This window comes from Oribacterium sp. P9, assembly GCF_046365365.1.
In the GTDB taxonomy this organism is placed as follows: domain Bacteria; phylum Bacillota; class Clostridia; order Lachnospirales; family Lachnospiraceae; genus Oribacterium.
On the sequence record NZ_JBKEIS010000009.1, the window covers coordinates 53,799 to 75,601 of the forward strand.

The following is a 21,803-nucleotide window of genomic DNA, read 5'->3' on the forward strand; positions in this document are numbered from 1 at the left end:
ATAATGGTAAACTGATTTAAAAAGGGCAGTGAGTGGAGGAGTCTGCAAAAGGCAGATTTCAGATCGATTACGGAGGTGAAGTGATGGAACCGATCTATTTGTCGATTGAACCTGAGAAGACCGGAAAGAAGATCAAGAAGCTGCTCGATGCGAGTGGGTATACCGTGCGGGATGTGCAGCGCCTGATGGGCTTTAACAATCCGCAGGCGATCTACAAGTGGCTTTCGGGAAAGTCGCTGCCGAGCATCGATAACTTCGTGATTTTAAGCAGACTGTTGCATACCAGCATTGATAACCTCCTCGTCGTAGACGAGGAGGTTGTTGTTTTATATGGGGCACGGGCGGCGTGAGTCGATATGCCTACTTCACGATTTTTTCGAAATCTGAGGCCGGGTGCTTGCAGATCGGGCAGATGAAATCATCCGGAATCTCTTCGCCGACGTACTCATATCCACAGATGCGACAGCGCCATACCGTCTGCCCCTCGTCGGTCTTTCCGACCGCCTGTGGCTTCGGCTTGATGTGATTCTGATAGTACTCGTAGGTCGTGGATGGCGTATCACTCAGCACCGCCATATCGGTGATTTCGCCGATGAACATCGTGTGTGAACCGAGGTCGACGGTCTTAGCGACGGAGACGGATATGTAGGCATTGGTCCCCTTCGTAATGTAGAAAAGACCATCCGCGCCACGTGCGCAGTCAGTGAAATCCACGAACTTATCGACATCACGACCAGACTGGAAACCGAAGTGCTTGAAGAGTTCGAAATCTGCCTGCTCACTCAGCACGGATACGGTGAACTTCCCGGTCCGTTCGATCATATCATGTGTATAGTTTGCCTTATTCACGCAGATGCTCAGCTGATTCGGCTCCGATGCCGCCTGAATCGCCGTGTTGATAATGCAGCCGTTATCCTTCTCACCGTCACGTGCGGTCAGCACAAACAAACCATAACTTAGCTTATACATCGCCTTCTTATCCATCAGACTTCCTCCTTTTTCATAGAATCAACGAAAATGAATCACGTACACTATACTTGCTATTAAGAAGTGTTCCTAATAATAAGTATAGACATTTTTCGGATGCTGTCAATCGCGCTATACGGAGGGGATGCTGTGTTTAGTATTGATTATTCCGTGTGATCCACAGGAAGGTGCCGGTGAAGAGGATGCCTTTCACGATGGAGGTGCTGGTGAGGGCCCACCAGATGCCGTCGAGGCCGAGCGGGCGGCTCAGGATGATCGCGAGTGGGATGCGGGCGCCGGTGAAGGTGATGCTCAGGATGCTGCACAGGCGTGTCTTTCCGAGGCCGGAGAGGGCACCGACGGTGGTGAGCTCGACGCACATGAAGGCTTCACCGAAGCCGATGATGATGAGGTAGCTGATCGCGGTGACGATGGCCTTCGGTTCGTGGAAGAAGACGCCGGCGAGCGGTCCCGGGAAGCAGATGAAGATTGCGGTGACGAGCAGACCCCAGAGTCCGACAGTGAGGAGGGAGATGAGGTAGCCCTTCCGGATCCGGTCATGCTTCGCAGCGCCATAATTCTGGGCGACGAAGGCATTGAGCGCGGCGGCGAAGCCGTCTGCTGTGTTCCAGGAGATGGACTCGATCTGTCCGCCGACACGCTGGGTAGCGACGGCTTCTGCACCGTAGCCGGAGACCATGCGGGTGAGGACCATGGAGATCGCGCAGTAGGCCATGCTCTGGAGGGCGGTCGGGACGCCGATCTGGAAGATGCCCTCGAGGATGCTGAGCGGCATCCGGGCGAGGAGACGGGTGCCCTTCAGGATGTTTTCCTGGTGGCCGCGGAGGACGCCGAGGATCATGATCAGCATGACGATGGCCTGGGCGGTGACGGTCGCGATGGCGGCACCGGTGACGCCGAGACGCGGGAACGGGCCCGGGCCGAGGATCAGCACCGGATCGAGCACCATGTTGATGACGAGGCCGATAAGGTTCGCGATGAACGGGGTCTTCGAGTCACCCTGGGCGGTATAGAGGCCGGTGAGGGTCAGGCTCAGGAAGGAGAAGACCACGAAGCCGCAGGCGATGCGGGTGTAGGAGATCGCGGCGGCGTAGGACTCGGCGTCACTCAGCTGGAAGAAGTTCACGAGCGGGTGCACGAAGGCGACGCAGACGAGCGCATAGAGGAGGCCCATCAACGTGGACAGCTGTACGGCGGTCTGCGCGTAACGATGTGCGCGGTCATGATCGCCGCGTCCTAAGCATTGAGCCACATGGACCTGACCGCCCATGCGCGCCATGGAGGCGAGGCCCTGGGAGAGCCAGGTGAACATGCCGCCGACACCGACGCCGGCGACCGCCTTCGAGCCGAGCATGCCGATCCAGGCCATATCCGTGATGTTGTACAGGGTGCTGATGAACGACGACGCCATGATCGGAAGCGCGAGCTTCACCAGCGTTTTCATGATCGGACCCTTCGTTAAATTACCATTCATAGTATTTATTCCTTATATATGTACTCTGAGCTAGTATACACGAAAATACGATAAGGTCGAGAGCTTATGTCTGCTATCGGGAAAAGATTATATCTTTTTATGACGAAGCTTACGGTGCAAAAACTGAAACCGCATACCCCTCCGTGAATACGTCCTATGAATTTATATGATACTCATCCACGAAGGTTAGCCTCTACTAATCGTGACGTTGTACTTTATCATATACACAAATTTAGTTTAAAAATGCGTTGTAGCAAGGCCAATCGGCCTTCGGTCTACCCGCTCAGAGAGCTGCCGGCTGGTGCGAGGCAGTGCGGTGTACCGGATGTTTATCCCCTTGCGAGCAGCCGTGCCGAAAAGGGCCCGATAGGGTGCCGTAGGATAGTAAAGTAGGTGCGGACGGCAGGCACCGTTATCAGGGCCAGCGGACTGTTGGGTCTGCACGAAGGGGTTGTCTATCAGAGACAGCAAAAAGAGTGGTACCGCGGAAGGTAAATCGTAACAGCTTTTGTCTCTTACAGGGTCTATGGACTTTGTGGGGGGCGGAGGCTTTTCTTTTAACTTTCTCCCGGAAGCGGAGGAAGCGCATCCCCCACAGATTTCGAAACAGAGCATCGGTGGCGCTGGCGACGCCCAGTCGATCGAGCCCGAAGCGGCCGCGGCAGCGAAGCTGATCGGCGATCGAGCCCGATCAGCATCGACGGAGCTCCACCGATGCAACACAGAAAAGCGATGACGCTTTCAGTACTTTCAGAGAAAGGCAGGCACATACTATGGTGACACTGGATAAAATCTATCATGCAAGCTTCGTTTTAAAGGATGTGGCGCGGAAGACGGACCTCATCGCGGCGCCTCGGCTCGTGCCGGACGCGCAGGTCCATCTGAAAACCGAGAACCTGCAGGTAACCGGCAGCTTCAAGGTACGCGGTGCCTACTATAAGATCAGTCAGCTGAGCGAGGAGGAGCGCAGTCACGGTATCGTGGCCTGCAGCGCCGGTAACCACGCGCAGGGTGTCGCGCTCGCAGCGACGAAGATGAGGATCAAGAGCGTCGTCTGTATGCCGGATGGTGCGCCGATCATGAAGGTCGAGAGCACGAAGCGTCTCGGCGCAGAGGTCTGCCTCGTGAAGGGCACCTACGACGATGCCCATGACAAGGCCGTCGAGCTCCAGAAGGAGACGGGCATGACCTTCATCCATCCGTACGACGACGATGCGGTCATCGCGGGCCAGGGCACGATCGGCCTTGAGATCCTCGACCAGCTCGAGGATGTGGACGCGGTGATCGTGCCGATCGGTGGCGGCGGACTGATCTCCGGTGTCGCCTTCGCGATCAAGAGCCTCCGTCCGGAGTGCAAGGTCTATGGTGTGCAGGCGGCCGGTGCGCCGAGCATGTTCAATGCTTACCGCGATCATCAGTGGGAGTCCCTCGACAGCGTCTCGACCTTTGCGGATGGTATTGCCGTGAAGAATCCAGGTGAGACCACCTTCCAGATGGTCGAGAAGTACGTGGACGACGTCGTGACCGTCAGCGAGGATGAGACCGCCGCTGCGATCCTCGCACTGATCGAGAATCAGAAGCTGATCGCCTAGGGTGCCGGTGCCGTGTCGGTCGCTGCCGCGATGTTCGGAAAGCTCCCGATCCAGGGCAAGAAGGTCGTGTGTCTCATCAGTGGCGGCAACATCGACGTGAACATCCTGTCCCGCGTGATCACCCGCGGCCTCGTCATGAGCGGCCGCAACGCGAACCTGATGATCGCGCTCGAGGATAAGCCGGGCCAGCTCCAGCAGGTCAGCGAGATCGTCTCGAAGTGCGGTGCCAATGTCGTTTCCGTGCATCATGACCGCGGCGACACGAACATGGCGATCTCCAGCTGCTTCCTGAAGCTCGGCCTCGAGACCCGTGACCGGCAGCAGATCGAGGAGATCCGTGCGGCCCTCACGCAGGCCGGCTTCCGCCTCGTCACGGAGCGCGCCTGATCGGGGCCAATGCTTCCGACGGGACATCGTCACGATACATAAGAAGCTCAGCGAAGGGCAGCAGCAGAGGGATCCTCCCGGCACAGCCCTTCATGGAAATAAGAGAAGGGAGTGGAGAAGGATGAATCTGCATTATATGAATCAGCGACTGTGCAGTCTCGTGGTGTTCCGTGAGCTGCTGCAGGATCCGGTGATCGCGGCGTTTCAGCGGATGCTGGCGAGCGCGGAGCTGGACGACGGCGATGCCTTCGCCACGGCCTGTGCGGCGTTCGAGCACCGGCTGTCCGAGCTGCCGGGCTACGAGAAGGAGCGCGAGAAGGTCATCGCGAACACAGAGGCGCTGCTGGATGGACGTCCGGCGAACAATGTGCTGCTGTACGGCGATGCGGGCACCGGCAAGTCGAGTGCCATCAAGGCGATCGCGAACGAGTATGCGGCACGGGGCCTGCGCCTCGTCGAGGTGAAGAAGAACCAGCTCTACCAGATCCCGGATCTCATGGATCAGCTCGCGGCGAACCCGCTGAAGTTCATCCTGTTTATCGATGACCTCAGCTTCACGACGAACGACGATAACTTCGCCGCACTGAAGGCCATCCTCGAGGGAAGTGTCGGTGGCCGCGCCGGCAACATCGCGGTTTACGCGACGAGCAACCGGCGGCATCTCATCAAGGAGACGCTCGAGGACCGGCAGGGCAGCGACATTCACGAAAGCGATACGCGTCAGGAGCTGATGAGCCTCGCGGCACGCTTCGGCCTCACGGTGACCTTCGGGCAGCCGGACAAGAGCCGCTTCGTGCAGATCGTCATGGACCTCGCCGCACAGTACGGCGTGGAGGACGATCCGGAGAAGCTGATCGTACGGGCGGAGGCCTTCGCGATCCGCGCCGGCGGACGAAGCCCGCGTGTCGCGAAGCAGTTTATCGAGCTGTGTAAGGCAGGTGTTTTAAATTAGGGAGGAAAAGTCATGATTTTAAATGGCTCTCAGATATTTGTAGAAGTGCTGGTGGAGCAGGGCGTCGATACACTGTTCGGTTATCCAGGTGGTGCGGTGCTGAACCTCTACGATGAGCTGTACCGTAACCAGGATCGCATCCACCACATCATGACGGCGCACGAGCAGGGCGCGAGCCACGCGGCGGACGGCTACGCACGGGCGACCGGAAAGACGGGGGTCGTGCTGGCAACCAGCGGTCCGGGTGCGACGAACCTCGTCACCGGTATCGCGACGGCCTACATGGACAACGTGCCGATGGTCGCCTTTACGGGCAATGTCGGCACCGCGGTCTTAGGGCGCGATGCCTTCCAGGAGGCGTATATCGAGGGAATCACGATGCCGATCACGAAGCACAACTACACTGTGCGTCGGGTCGAGGATCTCGCGGATACGATGCGGGAGGCGTTCCGCATCTCGCAGAGTGGGCGTAAGGGACCGGTGCTCGTGGATATCCCGAAGGACATCACGGCGGCGAGCTGTGAGTTTACGCCGAAGAAGCCGGCGGAGATTCCGGTGAATACCGAGGTCGATGCTGAGGATCTCGCCCGGGCTGCGGAGCTCATCAACCAGGCGACGCGTCCGGTGGTCTACTTCGGTGGCGGTGTCGCGGTCAGCGAGGCGAGCTGTCAGGCACTGCGCGATCTTATCGCGAAGGCGGACATGCCGGCGACCTATACGCTGATGGCCGCGGGTGTCCTCAACTACGGGGACAAGCGGAACCTCGGCCTGATCGGTATGCATGGCACCTACACCGCGAACAAGGCGGTCGACCAGGCAGACCTCGTGCTGGCGATCGGTGCCCGTTTCTCGGATCGTGTCGCACTGAACCCGGAGAAGTTCGCGGCTGGTGCAAAGATCGTGCAGATCGATATCGATGCCAGTGAGGTGGATAAGAACGTCCTCGTCGACGCTTCGGTGGTCGGCGATGCGGCCGTGGTGCTGCAGGCGCTGCTTCCGCTGGTCCATGCAGCCGAGCATCCGGACTGGTTCGCCCAGATCGCGGAATGGCAGGCGGCCGACTACCAGCCGAAGGACAGCGAGACCGTCCTGAAGCCGCACCAGATCATCCGCGAGACCTGCGAGATGACCGGTCCGGATACGACCTACGTCACCGATGTCGGTCAGCATCAGATGTGGGCGGCACAGTACGTGCTTCACACGAAGCCACGCGGCTTCCTGACGAGTGGCGGTCTCGGCACCATGGGCTACGGCTACGGTGCGGCGATCGGTGCGCAGGTGGCACTTGGAAACGGGCATCGCGTGATCCACTTCACGGGGGACGGTTCCTTCCATATGAATCTGAACGAGGCGTGTACGGCGGTGAGCTACGAGCTTCCGATCATCACGATCATCTTTAACAACCAGGTGCTCGGGATGGTGCGCCAGTGGCAGACAGCCTTCTACGGCAAGCGCTACTCGAGCACGGATCCGGAGCGGAAGACCGATTATGTAAAGCTCGCCGAGGGTTTCGGCGCGAAGGGCTACCGCTGTGAAACCATGGCGGAGTTCCGTGCAGCCCTGGCAGAAGCATTGACCAACGAAGGCCCGAGCTGGATCGAGTGCCGTATCGATAAGGATGAGAAGGTGCTGCCGATGATTCCGCCGGGAGGCACGGTGCAGGATATCACCATGACGGACGACGAAAGGGGGCAGGTATGATGGAGCATCAGTATAAGTATCCCCGCAGGGTCATCAGCATCCTGGCGGTGAACCGCTACGGTGTGCTGGCGAGAATCTCGAATATGTTTAACCGCCGGAGCTTCAACATCGACAGCATCACGACCTCGGAGACCATGGATCCGGGCATCGCGCGGATCACGATCACGGTCCACGTCGACGAGCAGAAGCTGAAGCAGCTGCTCCTCCAGACGCGGCGGCTCGAGGATGTGCGCGAGGTGTACGAGCTTGCGACGGCGAGTGTGCAGCGGGAGCTCCTGCTCATCAAGGTCCGCGCAGATAAGGATAATCTGCCGAGTCTCCGCGACATCGCCGGGGTCTATAAGGCGAAGATCATCGACCTCTCCCCGGACAGCCTCGTCATGGAGCTCACCGGTAAGCCGGAGAAGGTCGAGGGCTTCCTCAACATGATGCGGAACTACGAGGTGCTCGAGATGTGCCGGACCGGCATCACCGCACTCGAGCGCGGCACGGATCACATCTTCGGGGACGAAGAAAATTAAGAAGTGCATCGATGAGCCGGCTCGAGGCGCAGAAGCGCTGGAGCCGGGGATGAAAGGCCGGACGATGATCGAAGCGGTCGGAGGCATTGGCCGAAAATACGTCAGTAAAAGCAGTCTTCGCGGCTTTTCAGCGAAAGTGTAGGAGTTTGCATCAAGCAAACTCCGGAACGACCTCCAGCAGAGCTGTGCTCTGCTCCCCGAAGGGGCTAAAGTCGGGCTTCATCAGCCCGAGTTTAGGGCGCGGAGTCGATGGCTTTTATGAATAAAAACTGTTAACCAGCATGTAGAACAGGAAAAGAGAAAAGGAGAAAAAGAAATGGCGATCAAGAAGTACTATGATTCAGATTGTAACCTCGGTGTACTGGATGGAAAGACTGTCGCGGTCATCGGCTTCGGCTCACAGGGCCATGCGCATTCCGAGAACCTCGCAGAGAGCGGCGTGAATGTCGTGGTCGGTCTTCGTAAGGGCTCCGGTCACTGGGAGAAGGCGGCGAAGTTCGCTGAGACCTGCCCGAACTTCCATGTGATGGAGGTCGAGGAGGCAGCCAAGGCCGGCGATATCGTCATGATGCTCGTGCCGGATGAGCTCTGCGCAGATATCTACAACAAGCAGGTCGCTCCGTACATGACCGAGGGCAAGACCCTGGCCTTTGCGCACGGCTTCAACATCCACTTCAAGACCATCGTGCCGCCGAAGAACGTCGACGTCATCATGATCGCACCGAAGGGACCTGGTCACACCGTTCGCAGCCAGTATGTCGAGGGGAAGGGCGTTCCGAGCCTGATCTGTATCGAGCAGGATTTCACCGGCAAGGCGAAGGACACCGCACTTGCTTACGCTTCCGGCATCGGCGCTGGTCGTGCGGGTATCCTCGAGACCACCTTCAAGGAGGAGACCGAGACGGATCTCTTCGGAGAGCAGGCGGTTCTCTGTGGTGGTGTCTGTGAGCTCATCCACGCGGGCTTCGATACACTCGTTGAGGCTGGCTATGCGCCGGAGATGGCGTACTTCGAGACCTGCCATGAGATGAAGCTGATCGTCGACCTCATCAACGAGGGCGGCTTCTCCAAGATGCGTTACTCGATCTCCAACACCGCGGAGTACGGCGACTACCGCACCGGTAAGCGTCTCATCACCGAGGAGACCCGTAAGGAGATGAAGAAAGTCCTCACCGAGATCCAGGATGGTACCTTCGCAAGTGAGTTCCTCACGGAGATGAATCCGAACGGCGGCCGCAAGGTACACTTCCTCGCAAAGCGTCGTATGGAAGCAGATCTTCTCATCGAGAAGGTCGGCGCAGAGCTCCGTCAGATGATGAGCTGGCTGAAGAAGTAAACACTGACGGCCCCTCCGGGGGCCGTTTTTGTATCATAGTATAGGCGATGATGATTTTTATCACGCCAAATGTTTTTCAGAGACACCTGTGCCGGGCGTCTCTTTTTGTTTGCCTGCCTACCCCGAGCTACACGCTTTATTCATTTACATTTTGAACCCGCCCCATGCAGGCAAACAAAAATTTGCCGCCGTCGCACGTGGAAAGACGTTGCCTTTTTATGGATTGATTGCCTCTCGTATCTGACGCTGCCGCGCGAGAATGTTGATCGATGATTCGCTAACTATTGCGCGCGGCCCGGAAATTTATATGACTGAACCGGTTGAAATCAGGGGGAATGGATGGGACTATCCAATAATGGCCAGATTTCGTAATCGTGGATATTTTCAACATATGTTGTCTCTTTTGCGTGTGAGGTAAAAATATCCACGATTTCAAAATAAGGCAGTTATTGGATGATTTTTCGGAAAATCAGACATACGCATATATGCGTACTATCGGATATTCTTTGTTTTTAAATATAGTGGATATGCATTTTCATGACTTAGAGAAGAATTTCTTTAAACGTATATCCAATAATCGGTCTTTTTTTAAAAGCTGGATACTGGGGGCATGGGGCGCTCTTATAAAAATAGGTGTTTAATATCCAATATTTATGAAATCACCTTAGATTGGATAGTTTTCGCTCCCCTCCGACTTTTTAGGATCAAAAACATATCCAATATTTTCAAAATCAAATCAAATTAGATATGATGGGGTATCTGTGTCGAAGGCGTACAGGATGGCAGGAATGCGGATCCGGCTGATGTCTTCCGGCGCAGTCTGAGCCGAAGGCGAATAGGACGGCGACGTCTCAGGGTTTGCCTGCATGGGGTGGGGCCAATATGCAAAAGGATAGAGGCTGTTCATGGGGCGGGCAGGCAAACCCAGAGACGGCCGGGGGCAGGATAACTCTTGGAAATCAGACGGGCGTCGAAGTCGATTGCTGAACGTTTATGTCGAAGACCGTTGAATGATTACTTGATTTATCTCTTTCGGTACGTCCGCGGGGTCATCTGGAAGTGGGCCTTGAAGGCGCGGTTGAAGTAGGAGAGGTTTGCGAAGCCGGACGCGGTTGCGATGGCGAGGATGCTGTCGTCGGTGGTGCGGAGGGCGTCGGCGGCGAGGTTCAGGCGGTAGTCGTTCAGGAAGGCGATGAAGCTCTGGCCGGTCATCTGGCGGAACCAGCGCATGAAGTGGCTGCTGCTGAAGGAGCAGACCGCGGCGGCGTCTTCGACACGCAGGGCTTCAGTGTAGTGAGCCGAGAGCCACTGCAGGATCGTCTTTAAGCGCAGGGTATCGGCGGTCTCCGCCGGGAGCCTGGTTTGCTCCTCCCGGATCAGGATGGCGAGGAAGTGGAGGAGATCCGCCTTGATGATGAGCTCGTAGCCGCTGAAGCGGGTGCGGTTCACCTCCTCGATTTCGCGCAGGCAGGCTGCAGCGCTCCGGTAAGAGGGATCCCCCTTCGCGAGATGTACTGGAAGCGGCAGGCGACCGCTCTCGAGCGGCAGCAGGTACTTCTCCGCACAGAGATCATCCGTACCGCCGAGAAGCTCGAGATCGAAGATGATATTTTCGTACTCCATCGTCTGGTCGCCAGCCTGGCGAAGCGCGTGCAGCGTCCCCGGCACGAACACGAAGATGTCCCCCATCTGCGCCGGAAGGCTCGCCGTACCGACCTGGATGATCCCCTCGCCCCGCTTCACAAACACCAGCTCCATATTCTCGTGCCAGTGCAGCGCTACCTGCGGAAAATCCCCCGGGATCGTGCAGGGATAGATATTAAACGGAAAACGCAGCGCACCGTGCTGCTTCGTCTCCTGAAGAGAGGCCTGATTCTTCATTGTCTGCTCCTTCTATCATACCAGACAGAGGCCTCCTGGGCCTCTGTGCACATGATAGAATCGTACCATAATCTGAGCAGATTGAGCAAGATGATGATTGTTTTATGTGATATATCTTGAGTCAGATACATGCAAGGGCGCGGTTGAAGCGCTTTTCGAGAATCAGACATCCGCTTAAAGGAGGATCTTATGAATATTACAGAGACGTTAGAGAAGCTGAGTGGGAAGGCACTTGTGGACTGCAGCGATCAGGAGCTGTATCTCGCGCTGCTGGAGCTGGTGCGGGCGAAGAGTGCGGAGCGTGTAAAGCCGGTGCATGGCCGGAAGCTCTACTATATCAGTGCGGAGTTCCTGATCGGAAAGCTCCTGTCAAATAACCTCATCAACCTCGGGCTGTATGATGAGGTACGTGACGTGCTGGCAGCCGCAGGGAAGAAGCTGTCCGACATCGAGGAGGTTGAGCCGGAGCCTTCCCTCGGCAACGGCGGTCTCGGCCGTCTCGCCGCCTGCTTCCTGGATTCGCTTGCGACACTGAACCTGCCGGGCGACGGGATCGGCCTCCGGTACCATTTCGGCCTGTTCCACCAGTCCTTCGAGAACGATATCCAGAACGAAAAGCCGGACCCATGGCTGACTGCGCACAGCTGGGCGGAGAAAACCGACGTGACCTACCCGGTGGAGCTCGCGGGGAAGTCCTATACCGCGCGTCTCTATAAGCTCGCCGTGACCGGCTACGAGGGCCGCACGAACACACTGAACCTCTTCGACCTCGATACCATCGACGAGGGGATCGTCCATGACGGCATCGCCTTCGATAAGACCGCCATCGATAAGAACCTGACGCTGTTCCTCTATCCGGACGATTCTGACGAGGCCGGCCGTCGCCTCCGTATCTATCAGCAGTATCTGATGGTGTCCGCCGGCGCGCAGCTGATCCTCGCAGAGTGTGTGGCCCGTGGCTGTGACTACCATGATCTCGCGGACTACGCGGCGATTCAGATCAACGACACGCACCCTAGCATGGTCATCCCGGAGCTCATCCGCCTGCTCGGCGAGCATGGCATCGACTTCGAGGAGGCCGTGGAGATCGTCACGAAGACCTGCGCCTATACGAACCACACGATCCTCGCAGAGGCCCTCGAGAAGTGGCCGCGCGCGTACCTCGACGCGGTCGTTCCGCAGCTGATGCCGATCATCGAGAAGCTGGATGCGTTGGCACGGACCCGCTCGGAGGATGCGTCGCTCGCGATCATCGACGCGGACGATGTCGTCCACATGGCGCATATGGACATCCATTTCACGCATTCCACGAACGGTGTCGCAACGCTGCATACGGAGATCCTGAAGAACACCGAGCTCCATAACTTCTACGAGCTCTACCCGGAGAAGTTTAATAATAAGACAAACGGCATCACCTTCCGCCGCTGGCTGCTGGAGTGCGATCCGCGCCTCACCGCGGTGCTGGAGAAGCACATCGGTACGGGCTTCCGCAAGGATGCGTCCGAGCTCGAGAAGCTGCTTCACTTCGCAGATGACGCAGCGGTGCTCGAGGAGCTCCGCGAAGTGAAGACAGAAAATAAGGAAGCATTGGCCGACTGGCTCCGCCGGACCCAGGGCGTGACGGTGAACACGGGCGCGATGTTCGACATCCAGTCGAAGCGTCTCCACGAGTACAAGCGGCAGCAGCTGAACCTGCTCTACCTCATCCACCAGTACCACGAGATCAAGGCGGGGCATCTGCCGGCGACCCCGCTCGTCAGCATCTTCGGCGCGAAGGCGGCGCCGGCCTACATCATCGCGAAGGACATCATCCATGCGCTGCTCGTGCTGTCGAAGGTGATCGCGGCAGATCCGGTCGTGTCGAAGTGGCTGCAGCTCGTCTTCATCGAGAACTACAACGTGACCGCGGCGGAGAAGCTGATTCCGGCCTGTGATCTCTCGGAGCAGATCAGTCTCGCGTCGAAGGAGGCCTCCGGTACCGGCAATATGAAGTTCATGCTGAACGGCGCGCTCACGCTCGGTACGATGGACGGTGCGAACGTCGAGATCGCGCAGCAGGTGGGCGAGGACAATGTCTACATCTTCGGCCAGACCTCCGATCAGGTCATCCACCGCTACGCTGCAGGGGACTACATCGCAGAGCAGTGGTATGAGGGCGATCCGAACCTCCGCCGGGCGATCGATTTCCTGACCGGCCCGGAGATGCTGGCGGCCGGCCATGCAGAGAACCTCTGCCGTCTGCACGACGAGCTCATCCATAAGGACTGGTTCCAGACGCTTCCGGATTTCAATGCTTACATCGTGCGCAAGAACCAGGCGCTCAGCGACTACGCCTGCGATCCGCAGGGCTGGCGCCGCAAGTGCCTCGTGAACATCGCGAAGGCCGGCCTGTTCTCCTCGGATCGGACTATCGCGGAGTACGATCGTGACATCTGGCAGCTCGGAAAGTGATGTGAGGGGCGATATACGATTCCCAGGCACCGCCGCTGCATAGCTGTGGAACGGGTGCAACGGTCGGGCATAATTCAAAATGGCAGGGACCTTTCGGGGCCCCTGCCATTTTGAATAAAAAATATAATATTTATTTTTAAAAAGTATTGCACTATTTGGTGAAAAGTGTTAAATATATGTTATCGGAAACGTTACCGGTAACGTTAACGGAAACATACCGGAGAACGCGAGAGCGAATCGCCTGGTCAATCTGCACAAAATGCTTCAAGGCAGAACGTGCGGAAGAGCTCAGGTGACACACATCATAATCGAGGCAGCGATGGGCGCGGCTTCGAGCTTGCCCGAAGGGCAGAGAGGATATGTTATGAAGAAGATGAGACGTTTCACAGCACTGGGTCTGACCGCTGCGATGGCAGTGACAGCGCTGGCAGGTTGTGGTGGTTCGAACACCGCGAGCACGACGGCAGCTGCGACGGAGGCAGCGAAGACCGAGGCAGCAACCGAGGCAGCCGCACCAGCAGAGCAGACAGCAAGCGGTGGTAAGGTTTACTACCTCAACTTCAAGCCGGAGCAGGCAGATCAGTGGGTAGACCTCGCAAAGAAGTATACCGATGAGACAGGTGTAGAGGTTCATGTACAGACCGCAGCGTCCGGAACCTACGAGCAGACACTGAAGTCCGAGATGGCGAAGTCTGAGGCTCCGACCCTTTTCCAGGTCAACGGTCCGGTCGGTCTCGCAACATGGGATGACTACTGCATGGATCTCAAGGATACCGATGTATTCAAGGATCTCGAGAGTGAGGATTACGCTCTGAAGAACAGAGACGGCGTCGTAAAGGGTATCGCCTACGTTATCGAGACCTACGGCATCATCTATAATAAGAAGATCCTCAATGACTACATCGCACTCGATGGTGCGAAGATCAGCGATATCTCTGAGCTGAACAGCTTCGATAAGCTGAAGGAAGTCGCAGACGATATGCAGGCGAAGAAGGATGAGCTCGGTATCGAGGGCGCATTCACATCCGCAGGCTTCGATTCCTCCTCTGACTGGCGTTTCAAGACCCACCTCGCAAACCTGCCGATCTACTACGAGTACAAGGATGACAACATCGGCTCCACCGATGCCATCAAGGGAACCTACCTCGACAACTTCAAGAACGTATTTGATCTTTACATCACAGATTCCACCACAGAGCCTTCACTTCTCTCTGGTAAGACCGGTGATGATGCCGCTTCTGAGTTCGCACTCGGCGAGGCTGCATTCTATCAGAATGGTACATGGGCATACAACGACATCAAGGGCAACGAGGTTGCAGACGAGGATCTCGGCATCCTTCCGATCTACTTCGGTGTAGACGATGCAAGCCAGGGTACCTGCACAGGTTCCGAGAACTTCTGGTGCGTAAACGATAAGGCAAGCGATGCAGATAAGCAGGCAACCCTCGATTTCCTGAAGTGGGTTGTAGAGTCTGACGCAGGTCGTGAGTCCCTTTCCAAGGAGATGGGCTTCGTCACTCCGTTCTCTACCTTCGCTGATTACCTTCCGGCAAACCCACTCGTTGTTGCAGCGAATGAGTTCAACAAGGATAAGACCCCTGTATCATGGAACTTTACCACGATGCCGAGTGAGCAGTGGAAGAACGTACTTGGTTCTGCAATGCTTGAGTATGCACAGGGTACCGGCGACTGGGATGCAGTAAAGACCGCATTCGTCGACAACTGGGCAACGGAGTACAAGAACGCAAATTCATAATTTAAAACGAAACAGCTGATCCGGTAAGATTCGTAGCTGTGGTTTCCGGCAGATTGATCTGCCGGAGATTTTTTTAGAAAAGGGGTTCAACATGGAAAAAGCGATCAAACGTTATATGCCGATCTTCGTGCTGCCGACGCTGGCGGCCTTCACGGTCGGCTTCATTGCACCGTTTCTCGTCGGCATCTGGCTGTCGTTCTGTAAGTTCACAACCATCACCGATGCGAAATTCGTCGGTTTTATCAACTACGCAAAGGTCTTCGGCGACGCGACCTTCGTGCACTCTCTGTGGTACACCACACTGTTCACGATCGTGACGGTCATCCTCATCAACTTCCTCGCCTTCGCCGTAGCGATGGCGCTGACCGCGAAAATCAAGGGCAATTACTTATTCCGTACGATTTTCTTCATGCCGAACCTGATCGGCGGTATCGTCCTCGGTTACATCTGGAGCCTGCTTCTCAATGGTATCCTCGCGATCTGGATGCGTACCCTGACCTACAGCGCGACCTACGGCTTTTGGGGCCTCGTCATCCTGATGCTCTGGCAGCAGGTCGGCTACATGATGATCATCTACATCGCCGGTATCCAGAATATCCCGAGTGACCTCCTCGAGGCTGCCCGTATCGATGGCGCGAACAAGTGGCAGGAGCTCCGCTACGTGATCCTGCCGATGCTGATGCCATCCATCACTGTCTGCACCTTCCTGACACTGACGAACGGCTTCAAGCTCTTCGATCAGAACCTGGCGCTCACAAACGGTGAGCCGTCTCAGAAATCCGAGATGCTCGCCATGAACATCTATACCACCTTCTATGGTCGAAACGGCTGGGAGGGTGTCGGCCAGGCGAAAGCCGTCATTTTCTTCATCATCGTCGGCGCAGTGGCACTGACCCAGAATTATCTGTCCCGTCGGAAGGAGGTCGAGCAGTAATATGAAGAACAAGAAATTAAGTACCTTTTTAACGGTATTCTTCAGTATCCTTTCTGTATTTTACGTATATCCGATCCTGCTGGTGCTGTTGAACTCCTTCAAGAAGAAGGCGTATATCTCGAAGAAGCCGTTCGCACTTCCGAACGCGAAGTCCTTCGTCGGCTTCGACAACTACATCTCTGGTATCCAGAAGACCGGCCTCATCCAGGCAGCGTTTGTGTCCCTCTTCGTGACGGTGCTTGCGGTTGCCGTCATCGTCCTCTGCACCTCGATGTGCGCATGGTACATCACGCGTGTGCATTCGAAGTTCACGGCTGGCATGTACTTCCTCTGCCTCTTCTCGATGATCGTGCCGTTCCAGATGGTTATGTTCCCGCTCAGTAAGATCGCGAACATGCTGAAGCTGTCCAATCCGCTCGGCCTCGTATTTATCTACCTCGGCTTCGGTGCCGGCCTCGCGGTCTTCATGTTTACGGGCTTCGTCAAGTCCCTGCCGCTCGCGATCGAGGAGGCCGCGATGATCGACGGCTGCACACCGCTTCAGACCTTCTTCTATGTGGTGATGCCGATCATGAAGCCGACCTGCATCACGGTCGCGATCCTCGAGACCATGTGGGTATGGAACGACTACCTGCTTCCGTCCCTCGTCCTCGACCTCAAGAAGTGGAAGACCATCCCGATCGCTGTACAGTACCTGAAGGGCGGCTATGGCTCCGTCGATATGGGCGCTATGATGGGAGTCCTGGTGCTGTCGATCATTCCGATCATCATCTTCTATGCATGCTGCCAGAAGTACATCATCGAGGGTGTCGTAGCGGGTGCTGTCAAGGGTTGATCATGCCGTGCATCTGTGGCGCGGTAATGGAATGCATGAACGGTGGAGCCCCTCTCCGGAAGGAGAAGTGCGCTCCGTCGGAGGCATTGGACGAAAACAGATGCAGATAGATTTTACCAGAGAGAAAAGGGGAGACGTATGGAAAAGGAAGTAAGGGAGCAGATCTGGGGCCGTGCAGCAGGTATTCTGATGCCGGTGTTCGCACTTCCCGGCTCGTATGGCATCGGAACACTCGGAAAGGAGGCCTACGGCTTCGTGGATTTCCTCGCGGCGAGCGGGCAGACCTACTGGCAGGTGCTTCCGATCGGGCCGACGGGCTATGGCGACTCGCCGTATCAGAGCTTCTCGACCTTCGCGGGCAATCCGTATTTCATCGATCTCGAGACGCTGATCGATGAGGAGCTGCTGACGCGCGAGGAGTGCGAGGCGGTGGATTTCGGCGCGGATGCTTCGCGGATCAGCTATGAGAAGCTGTATCTCGGTCGCTTCCCGCTGCTCCTGAAGGCGTTCGAACGTTTCGAGGAGCGGACAAGCGGGGAGGGCAATGTTGCGCCCGAGGCGGAGGAGAAGGAAGCGTATCGTCAGTTTATCCAGCATACGGTGCACTGGCTGCCGGCCTACGCGCAGTTCATGGCTGCGAAGACGGACTACCCGGAGGATTTCTACCGCTTCACGCAGTATCAGTTTGACAAGCAGTGGAAGCGCCTGCGGGCCTACGCAAATGAAAAGGGCATCGCCATCATCGGTGATATCCCGATCTATGTATCGAGCGATTCCGTGGATTTCACGGAGCATCCGGAGCTCTTCCAGCTTGATGAGGAGGGACAGCCGAAGCAGATCGCGGGCTGTCCGCCAGACAGCTTTTCGGCGACTGGCCAGCTCTGGGGCAATCCGGTCTATGACTGGGACTATCATAAGAAGACGGGCTATCACTGGTGGATCGCCCGGATGCGCCGCTGCTTCGATCTCTTCGACGTGGTGCGTGTCGATCACTTCCGCGGCTTCGACGAGTACTACGCGATCCCGGCGGGTGCGAGCGATGCGACGGGTGGTCACTGGGAAAAGGGCCCCGGCATTGGCCTCTTCAATGCGCTGAAGGAGGCGCTCGGAGAGAAGCGGATCATCGCAGAGGACCTCGGCTATGTGACCGACACGGTGCGGAAGCTCGTCGAGGACACCGGCTATCCTGGGATGAAGCTGCTGGAGTTCGGCTTCGACTCGCGCGAGAGCGGAGACTACCGTCCGTGCACCTGGCCGGCCAATGCGGTCTGCTATACGGGTACACACGACAATCAGACGCTGGCTGCGTGGGTGCGTGAGATCTCTCCGGTTGACCGTGATTTTGCGATTCGATATTATACTGCGTGGAAGCAGGGGAAGGGAGAGGAAGTGAACGTGCGCCCGCGTTCCGAGGCGGAGCTCGCCGAGGACAGCAGCGTGACGAGGGACTTCCTTCAGTCGGACTACACCGACGCGCTGATCGAGATGACGCTGGCTGCGAAGCCGGAGACCGCTATCATCCCGATGCAGGATTACCTCGCTCTCGGGGCAGAGGCGCGCATCAACACGCCGTCGACGCTCGGACAGAACTGGACCTTCCGTTTTACAGAGAAAGATTTTTCAAAGGAATGCGCGGAGAAGATCCGGCGAATGACGGAGGAGAGTCAGCGTATCAGAAAGTAGAAAGCTATGGCAGCGAAGAAACTGACAATCAAGGAAATTGCCAAACTGTCGGGCATCAGTGTGTCGACCGTGTCGCGAGCGATCAATAACCACTATGACATCAGTCCGGAGACGAAGCGCCGGGTACAGGAGATCATCGATCAGTATGGTTACGTGCCGAACAACTCGGCACGGAATCTGAAGCTGAATGACGCACGAAACATCGCGGTCCTCGTGAAGGGCATCACGAATCCCTTCTTCACGAGCATGATCAAGGTGTTTGAGAAGGAGTGCTCGGATCATGATTACGCCCTGGTGCTCGAGCATGTCGAGGAGGAGCAGGATGAGACCGAGCTCGCGGCGCTGCTCGAGAAGGAGAAGCGTCTGAACGGCATCATCTTCCTCGGTGGAAATCCGGTACAGTCGGTGGAGCGCCTGAAGCGTCTGACGGTTCCGTTCGTGTTCTGCTCGGTGGCCGTTCCGGATCGAAAGGCCTTCGCAGAGTACTCCTATGTGGCGATCGATGACCGGGCGGAAGCTGAAAAGGTGACGGATTACCTGATCGAGCAGGGACGGAAGCGGATCGCACTTCTCAGCGATGCGGAATCCGATATCAGTAACGGTATGCTCCGTCTCGAGGGCTACCTGCATTCGCTCGAGAAGCATGGCATCGAGACGGATCCGGCACTGATCTGTCGACCGATCTCGATTCAGAAGACCTATACCTATGAGAATGGATATCAGCGGACGGTGGACCTGGTCCAGTCGGGCACGAAGTTCGACGCGATCTTCGCCATTGCGGACTCCATCGCGATCGGCTGTCTCCGGGCGCTTCGCGATCAGGGCATACGCGTACCGGAGGATGTTGCGGTCATCGGCTTCGACGGCCTCGAGATCGGACACTATCTGACGCCGGCACTCTCGACACTGCAGCAGCCGGTGGATGAGATGGCCGAAGCCTCGATGCACGCCCTCCTCGGGCTCCTCGAAGAGCGCGAGAAGGAAGTCGCCGCGAAGCTGGCTGGCGGCAGTATTGCGGAACGGCAGGATGTTGCGCGAAAGGCGAGCGACGGAAGCGCAGAAACGTCGGACGGCGGGGCATTGAAGCCGAAAGAAAAGAAGGCAAGATTCCAGCAGATCTTCCCTGGAGAACTGAAGATCCGGGAGAGTTGCTGAGGAAGAAATGGACGAGGGCGGAAACGCCCTCGTTTTTTTGCTACTGTTCAGGCAGGGAACCCCGGAGGGGCGGCAACGGAGGCACAGTACTCCGGGTTTCCCCACTACCTGAACGGTTACCGTTTACGAAATTCTTAATTTACAGGAACTATATCTGAAAATTACGAAATACCACATAATTGGCTTCGAAATTCTGTATAATAGTGGACAGATACTATTTTAAGTGCAGTAAAGGAGCGTAACGTATATGTTTGTACTTGTATTGTTGCTTTTAGTCATCGTGGTGCTGATGCGGATGATCTGCATCGTGCCGCAGGGACATGCGTATGTGACGGAGATGCTGGGGCAGTACAGCGGCACCTGGGGTGCGGGTCTTCACTTTAAGATTCCGATCGTGCAGCGGGTCATCAAGAAGGTGAGCCTGAAGGAGCAGGTGCTGGATTTCCCGCCGCAGCCGGTGATCACGAAGGATAATGTCACCATGACCATCGATTCGGTGGTGTTCATGAAGGTGCAGGATCCGAAGCTTTTCGTGTATGGCGTAGAGAATCCGCTGTCGGGTCTTCAGAATCTGTCGGCGACGACGCTGCGTGCGATCATCGGTGACATGGAGCTCGATCAGACCCTGACGAGCCGTGATCAGATCAATGCGCGCATGCAGACGACACTGGATGTGGCGACGGACCCGTGGGGCATCAAGGTTACGAGAGTCGAAATTAAGAACATTCAGCCGCCGAAGGAGATCGAGGAGGTCATGACGAAGCAGATGCGTGCAGAGCGTGAGCGCCGTCAGACCGTGCTCGAGGCACAGGCGCATCAGGAAGCGGTCGTCACCAGAGCGAAGGGTGACCAGCAGGCGAAGGTCATCGCCGCGCAGGCGGAGCGAGATGCACAGATCGCCCTGGCGGAAGGTAAGGCGAAGAGTATCGACCTCGTCTATGAGGCGGAGGCACGTGGTATCGAGCGTCTGAACCGTGCGCAGGTCAGTGAAGGTGTGCTGAAGCTGAAGGGCCTCGATGCACTGAAGGAGGTTTCCAACGGCCGTGCGACGAAGATCTTTATGCCGTCCGACATCACCCAGGCCGTTTCGACGCTGGGCGTCGTCGGTGAGAGCCTCGGCATCGGGGATGCGACGCCGGTCGATCACAGTGCGCCGGCAGCACCGAAGGCACCGGTCGATCCGTGCATCAATGAAGAATCCAGTGCGACGACGGTGGGTGCGGCAGCAACCGGCCACCAGATCGCACATGAGGTGCAGTCCAGCTACGGAAAGCTGGGCGTGGACCAGTAAAAGAAGAGGGAATCCCTTTCGTAACCAGAAGGGATTCCCTTTTTCGTTGCAGAAAATGGGGTCTGACCCCATTAAATTTTTCTAAACAAAATCTAAAGTCGAAGTTTATGGGGTCAGACCCCATTACGAAATTCTTAAGATGCGGTGTCGGACGCCAGGAAGAGGTCGTTCAGGTAGATGACCTGGGCGACGGCGGAGGTGACGCGGTAGAGGACCTTCTTTTCGAAGGAGACGCCGTCGGTGTGGAGCGGGCTTTCGTCGCGGTCCTCGAAGAGGATGATCAGCTTCTTCTCGAGCTCCATGCAGAAGTAGTTGTAGGCGATCGGAAGCGGATAGCTTTTCTTCTGCATGTCGATGAGCGAGGCGATGTGGTCCATCGCGAGGACCTGCTTCACGAGGACGAGGAAGATCGCGTAGGCGATCTGGTCGGCGTAGTACTGCTTCTTCAGTGGTCGGTCGATGTAGCCTTTCTTTACGTAGTTGCTGATCATCGAGGAGGTGACCGGGATGTTCAGCGGTGAGAGGCATTCGTTGATATACTTGACGGTCTGCTCGAGGTAGAGTCCTACATTCGGGAGCTCATCGTAGCGTGGCATCCGGAAATCTCTGGCTGGTAAATTCATTTGTTCTTCCCCCCCCATTAATATGTGCGTGTTCCAAGCTGCTTTGTGCCTAATGTATGGATAGCGCGATCGTGCAGCCTGGTCCAATGCTTCTCCGTTTCGTGTATACAAAGCGTCTGCCTGTGAACGAGCAGACGGAAGTCGTGCCGCTTCTGGCGAATCAATAATCAGTATTTTACATCGGGTTTTAAAAAACTGCAATAGAGTTTTGCTATAGCTTGACAAAACGATGCGGAATGGCTAC

At 56.7% G+C, this 21,803-nt stretch carries 19 protein-coding genes; 15 read left to right on the forward strand and 4 right to left on the reverse strand.

The window, feature by feature from the left end; all coding sequences use genetic code 11:
* Positions 1-83: 83 nt before the first annotated feature.
* Positions 84-350, forward strand: coding sequence for a helix-turn-helix domain-containing protein (locus tag ACK8P7_RS07040; protein ID WP_410043513.1), 267 nt, complete (start codon positions 84-86; stop codon positions 348-350).
* A gap of 10 nt (positions 351-360) precedes the next feature.
* Here ACK8P7_RS07040 and ACK8P7_RS07045 read toward each other — a convergent pair whose 3' ends face one another.
* Together ACK8P7_RS07045 and ACK8P7_RS07050 are read right to left on the reverse strand one after the other, a co-directional pair.
* On the reverse strand, positions 361-984 hold the full coding sequence (locus tag ACK8P7_RS07045; RefSeq protein ID WP_410043514.1) for a flavin reductase: 624 nt from the start codon (positions 982-984) through the stop codon (positions 361-363).
* Positions 985-1,120: 136 nt separating this feature from the next.
* Positions 1,121-2,461 (reverse strand): MATE family efflux transporter, encoded by a 1,341-nt coding sequence (locus ACK8P7_RS07050; RefSeq protein ID WP_410043515.1) that lies wholly within the window; start codon positions 2,459-2,461, stop codon positions 1,121-1,123.
* A 773-nt stretch (positions 2,462-3,234) separates the two neighbouring features.
* Here ACK8P7_RS07050 and ACK8P7_RS07055 point away from each other — a divergent pair.
* The 7 genes from ACK8P7_RS07055 (at position 3,235) to ACK8P7_RS07085 (ending at position 9,194) form a co-directional block, all read left to right on the forward strand.
* Positions 3,235-4,053 (forward strand): threonine/serine dehydratase, encoded by an 819-nt coding sequence (locus ACK8P7_RS07055; protein WP_410043516.1) that lies wholly within the window; start codon positions 3,235-3,237, stop codon positions 4,051-4,053.
* Between the two features lie 30 nt (positions 4,054-4,083).
* On the forward strand, positions 4,084-4,440 hold the full coding sequence (locus tag ACK8P7_RS07060) for an ACT domain-containing protein (RefSeq protein ID WP_410043517.1): 357 nt from the start codon (positions 4,084-4,086) through the stop codon (positions 4,438-4,440).
* A 121-nt stretch (positions 4,441-4,561) separates the two neighbouring features.
* Positions 4,562-5,392, forward strand: coding sequence for an ATP-binding protein (locus ACK8P7_RS07065; RefSeq protein ID WP_410043518.1), 831 nt, complete (start codon positions 4,562-4,564; stop codon positions 5,390-5,392).
* Between the two features lie 12 nt (positions 5,393-5,404).
* Positions 5,405-7,093 (forward strand): biosynthetic-type acetolactate synthase large subunit, encoded by a 1,689-nt coding sequence (gene ilvB / locus ACK8P7_RS07070; protein ID WP_410043519.1) that lies wholly within the window; start codon positions 5,405-5,407, stop codon positions 7,091-7,093.
* Positions 7,090-7,614 (forward strand): acetolactate synthase small subunit, encoded by a 525-nt coding sequence (gene ilvN, locus ACK8P7_RS07075; RefSeq protein WP_410043520.1) that lies wholly within the window; start codon positions 7,090-7,092, stop codon positions 7,612-7,614. Before ilvB ends, ilvN begins: the two co-directional genes overlap by 4 nt.
* A 316-nt stretch (positions 7,615-7,930) precedes the next feature.
* Complete coding sequence (gene ilvC, locus ACK8P7_RS07080; protein WP_410043521.1) at positions 7,931-8,950, forward strand: ketol-acid reductoisomerase; 1,020 nt, start codon at positions 7,931-7,933, stop codon at positions 8,948-8,950.
* A 28-nt stretch (positions 8,951-8,978) separates the two neighbouring features.
* Positions 8,979-9,194 (forward strand): hypothetical protein, encoded by a 216-nt coding sequence (locus ACK8P7_RS07085; RefSeq protein WP_410043522.1) that lies wholly within the window; start codon positions 8,979-8,981, stop codon positions 9,192-9,194.
* 779 nt (positions 9,195-9,973) lie between these two features.
* Here the strand turns inward: ACK8P7_RS07085 and ACK8P7_RS07090 are convergent.
* Positions 9,974-10,831, reverse strand: coding sequence for an AraC family transcriptional regulator (locus ACK8P7_RS07090; RefSeq protein ID WP_410043523.1), 858 nt, complete (start codon positions 10,829-10,831; stop codon positions 9,974-9,976).
* Positions 10,832-11,020: 189 nt separating this feature from the next.
* Between ACK8P7_RS07090 and ACK8P7_RS07095 the strand changes: the two genes are divergently transcribed.
* From ACK8P7_RS07095 to ACK8P7_RS07125, 7 genes are all read left to right on the forward strand, one after another.
* The gene (locus ACK8P7_RS07095; RefSeq protein WP_410043524.1) at positions 11,021-13,282 is read left to right on the forward strand and encodes a glycogen/starch/alpha-glucan phosphorylase; all 2,262 of its coding nucleotides are present in this window, start codon (positions 11,021-11,023) and stop codon (positions 13,280-13,282) included.
* 364 nt (positions 13,283-13,646) lie between these two features.
* Positions 13,647-15,038, forward strand: a complete 1,392-nt coding sequence (locus ACK8P7_RS07100) for an ABC transporter substrate-binding protein (protein WP_410043525.1) — start codon at positions 13,647-13,649, stop codon at positions 15,036-15,038.
* Between the two features lie 91 nt (positions 15,039-15,129).
* Positions 15,130-15,972, forward strand: coding sequence for a carbohydrate ABC transporter permease (locus ACK8P7_RS07105; RefSeq protein WP_410043526.1), 843 nt, complete (start codon positions 15,130-15,132; stop codon positions 15,970-15,972).
* Between the two features lies 1 nt (position 15,973).
* Positions 15,974-16,807 carry a carbohydrate ABC transporter permease gene (locus ACK8P7_RS07110; protein WP_410043527.1) on the forward strand — a complete coding sequence of 278 codons (834 nt, stop codon included), beginning with the start codon at positions 15,974-15,976 and terminating at the stop codon, positions 16,805-16,807.
* Between the two features lie 138 nt (positions 16,808-16,945).
* Positions 16,946-18,490, forward strand: a complete 1,545-nt coding sequence (locus tag ACK8P7_RS07115) for a 4-alpha-glucanotransferase (protein WP_410043528.1) — start codon at positions 16,946-16,948, stop codon at positions 18,488-18,490.
* A 6-nt stretch (positions 18,491-18,496) separates the two neighbouring features.
* Complete coding sequence (locus ACK8P7_RS07120) at positions 18,497-19,645, forward strand: LacI family DNA-binding transcriptional regulator (protein ID WP_410043529.1); 1,149 nt, start codon at positions 18,497-18,499, stop codon at positions 19,643-19,645.
* Between the two features lie 247 nt (positions 19,646-19,892).
* On the forward strand, positions 19,893-20,936 hold the full coding sequence (locus ACK8P7_RS07125) for an SPFH domain-containing protein (protein ID WP_410043530.1): 1,044 nt from the start codon (positions 19,893-19,895) through the stop codon (positions 20,934-20,936).
* 134 nt (positions 20,937-21,070) lie between these two features.
* On the opposite strand, the gene ACK8P7_RS07130 is transcribed toward ACK8P7_RS07125, so the two are convergent.
* Positions 21,071-21,559: a DUF1836 domain-containing protein gene (locus ACK8P7_RS07130; protein ID WP_410043531.1), complete on the reverse strand. Its 489-nt coding sequence runs from the start codon at positions 21,557-21,559 to the stop codon at positions 21,071-21,073.
* Positions 21,560-21,803: the final 244 nt, after the last annotated feature.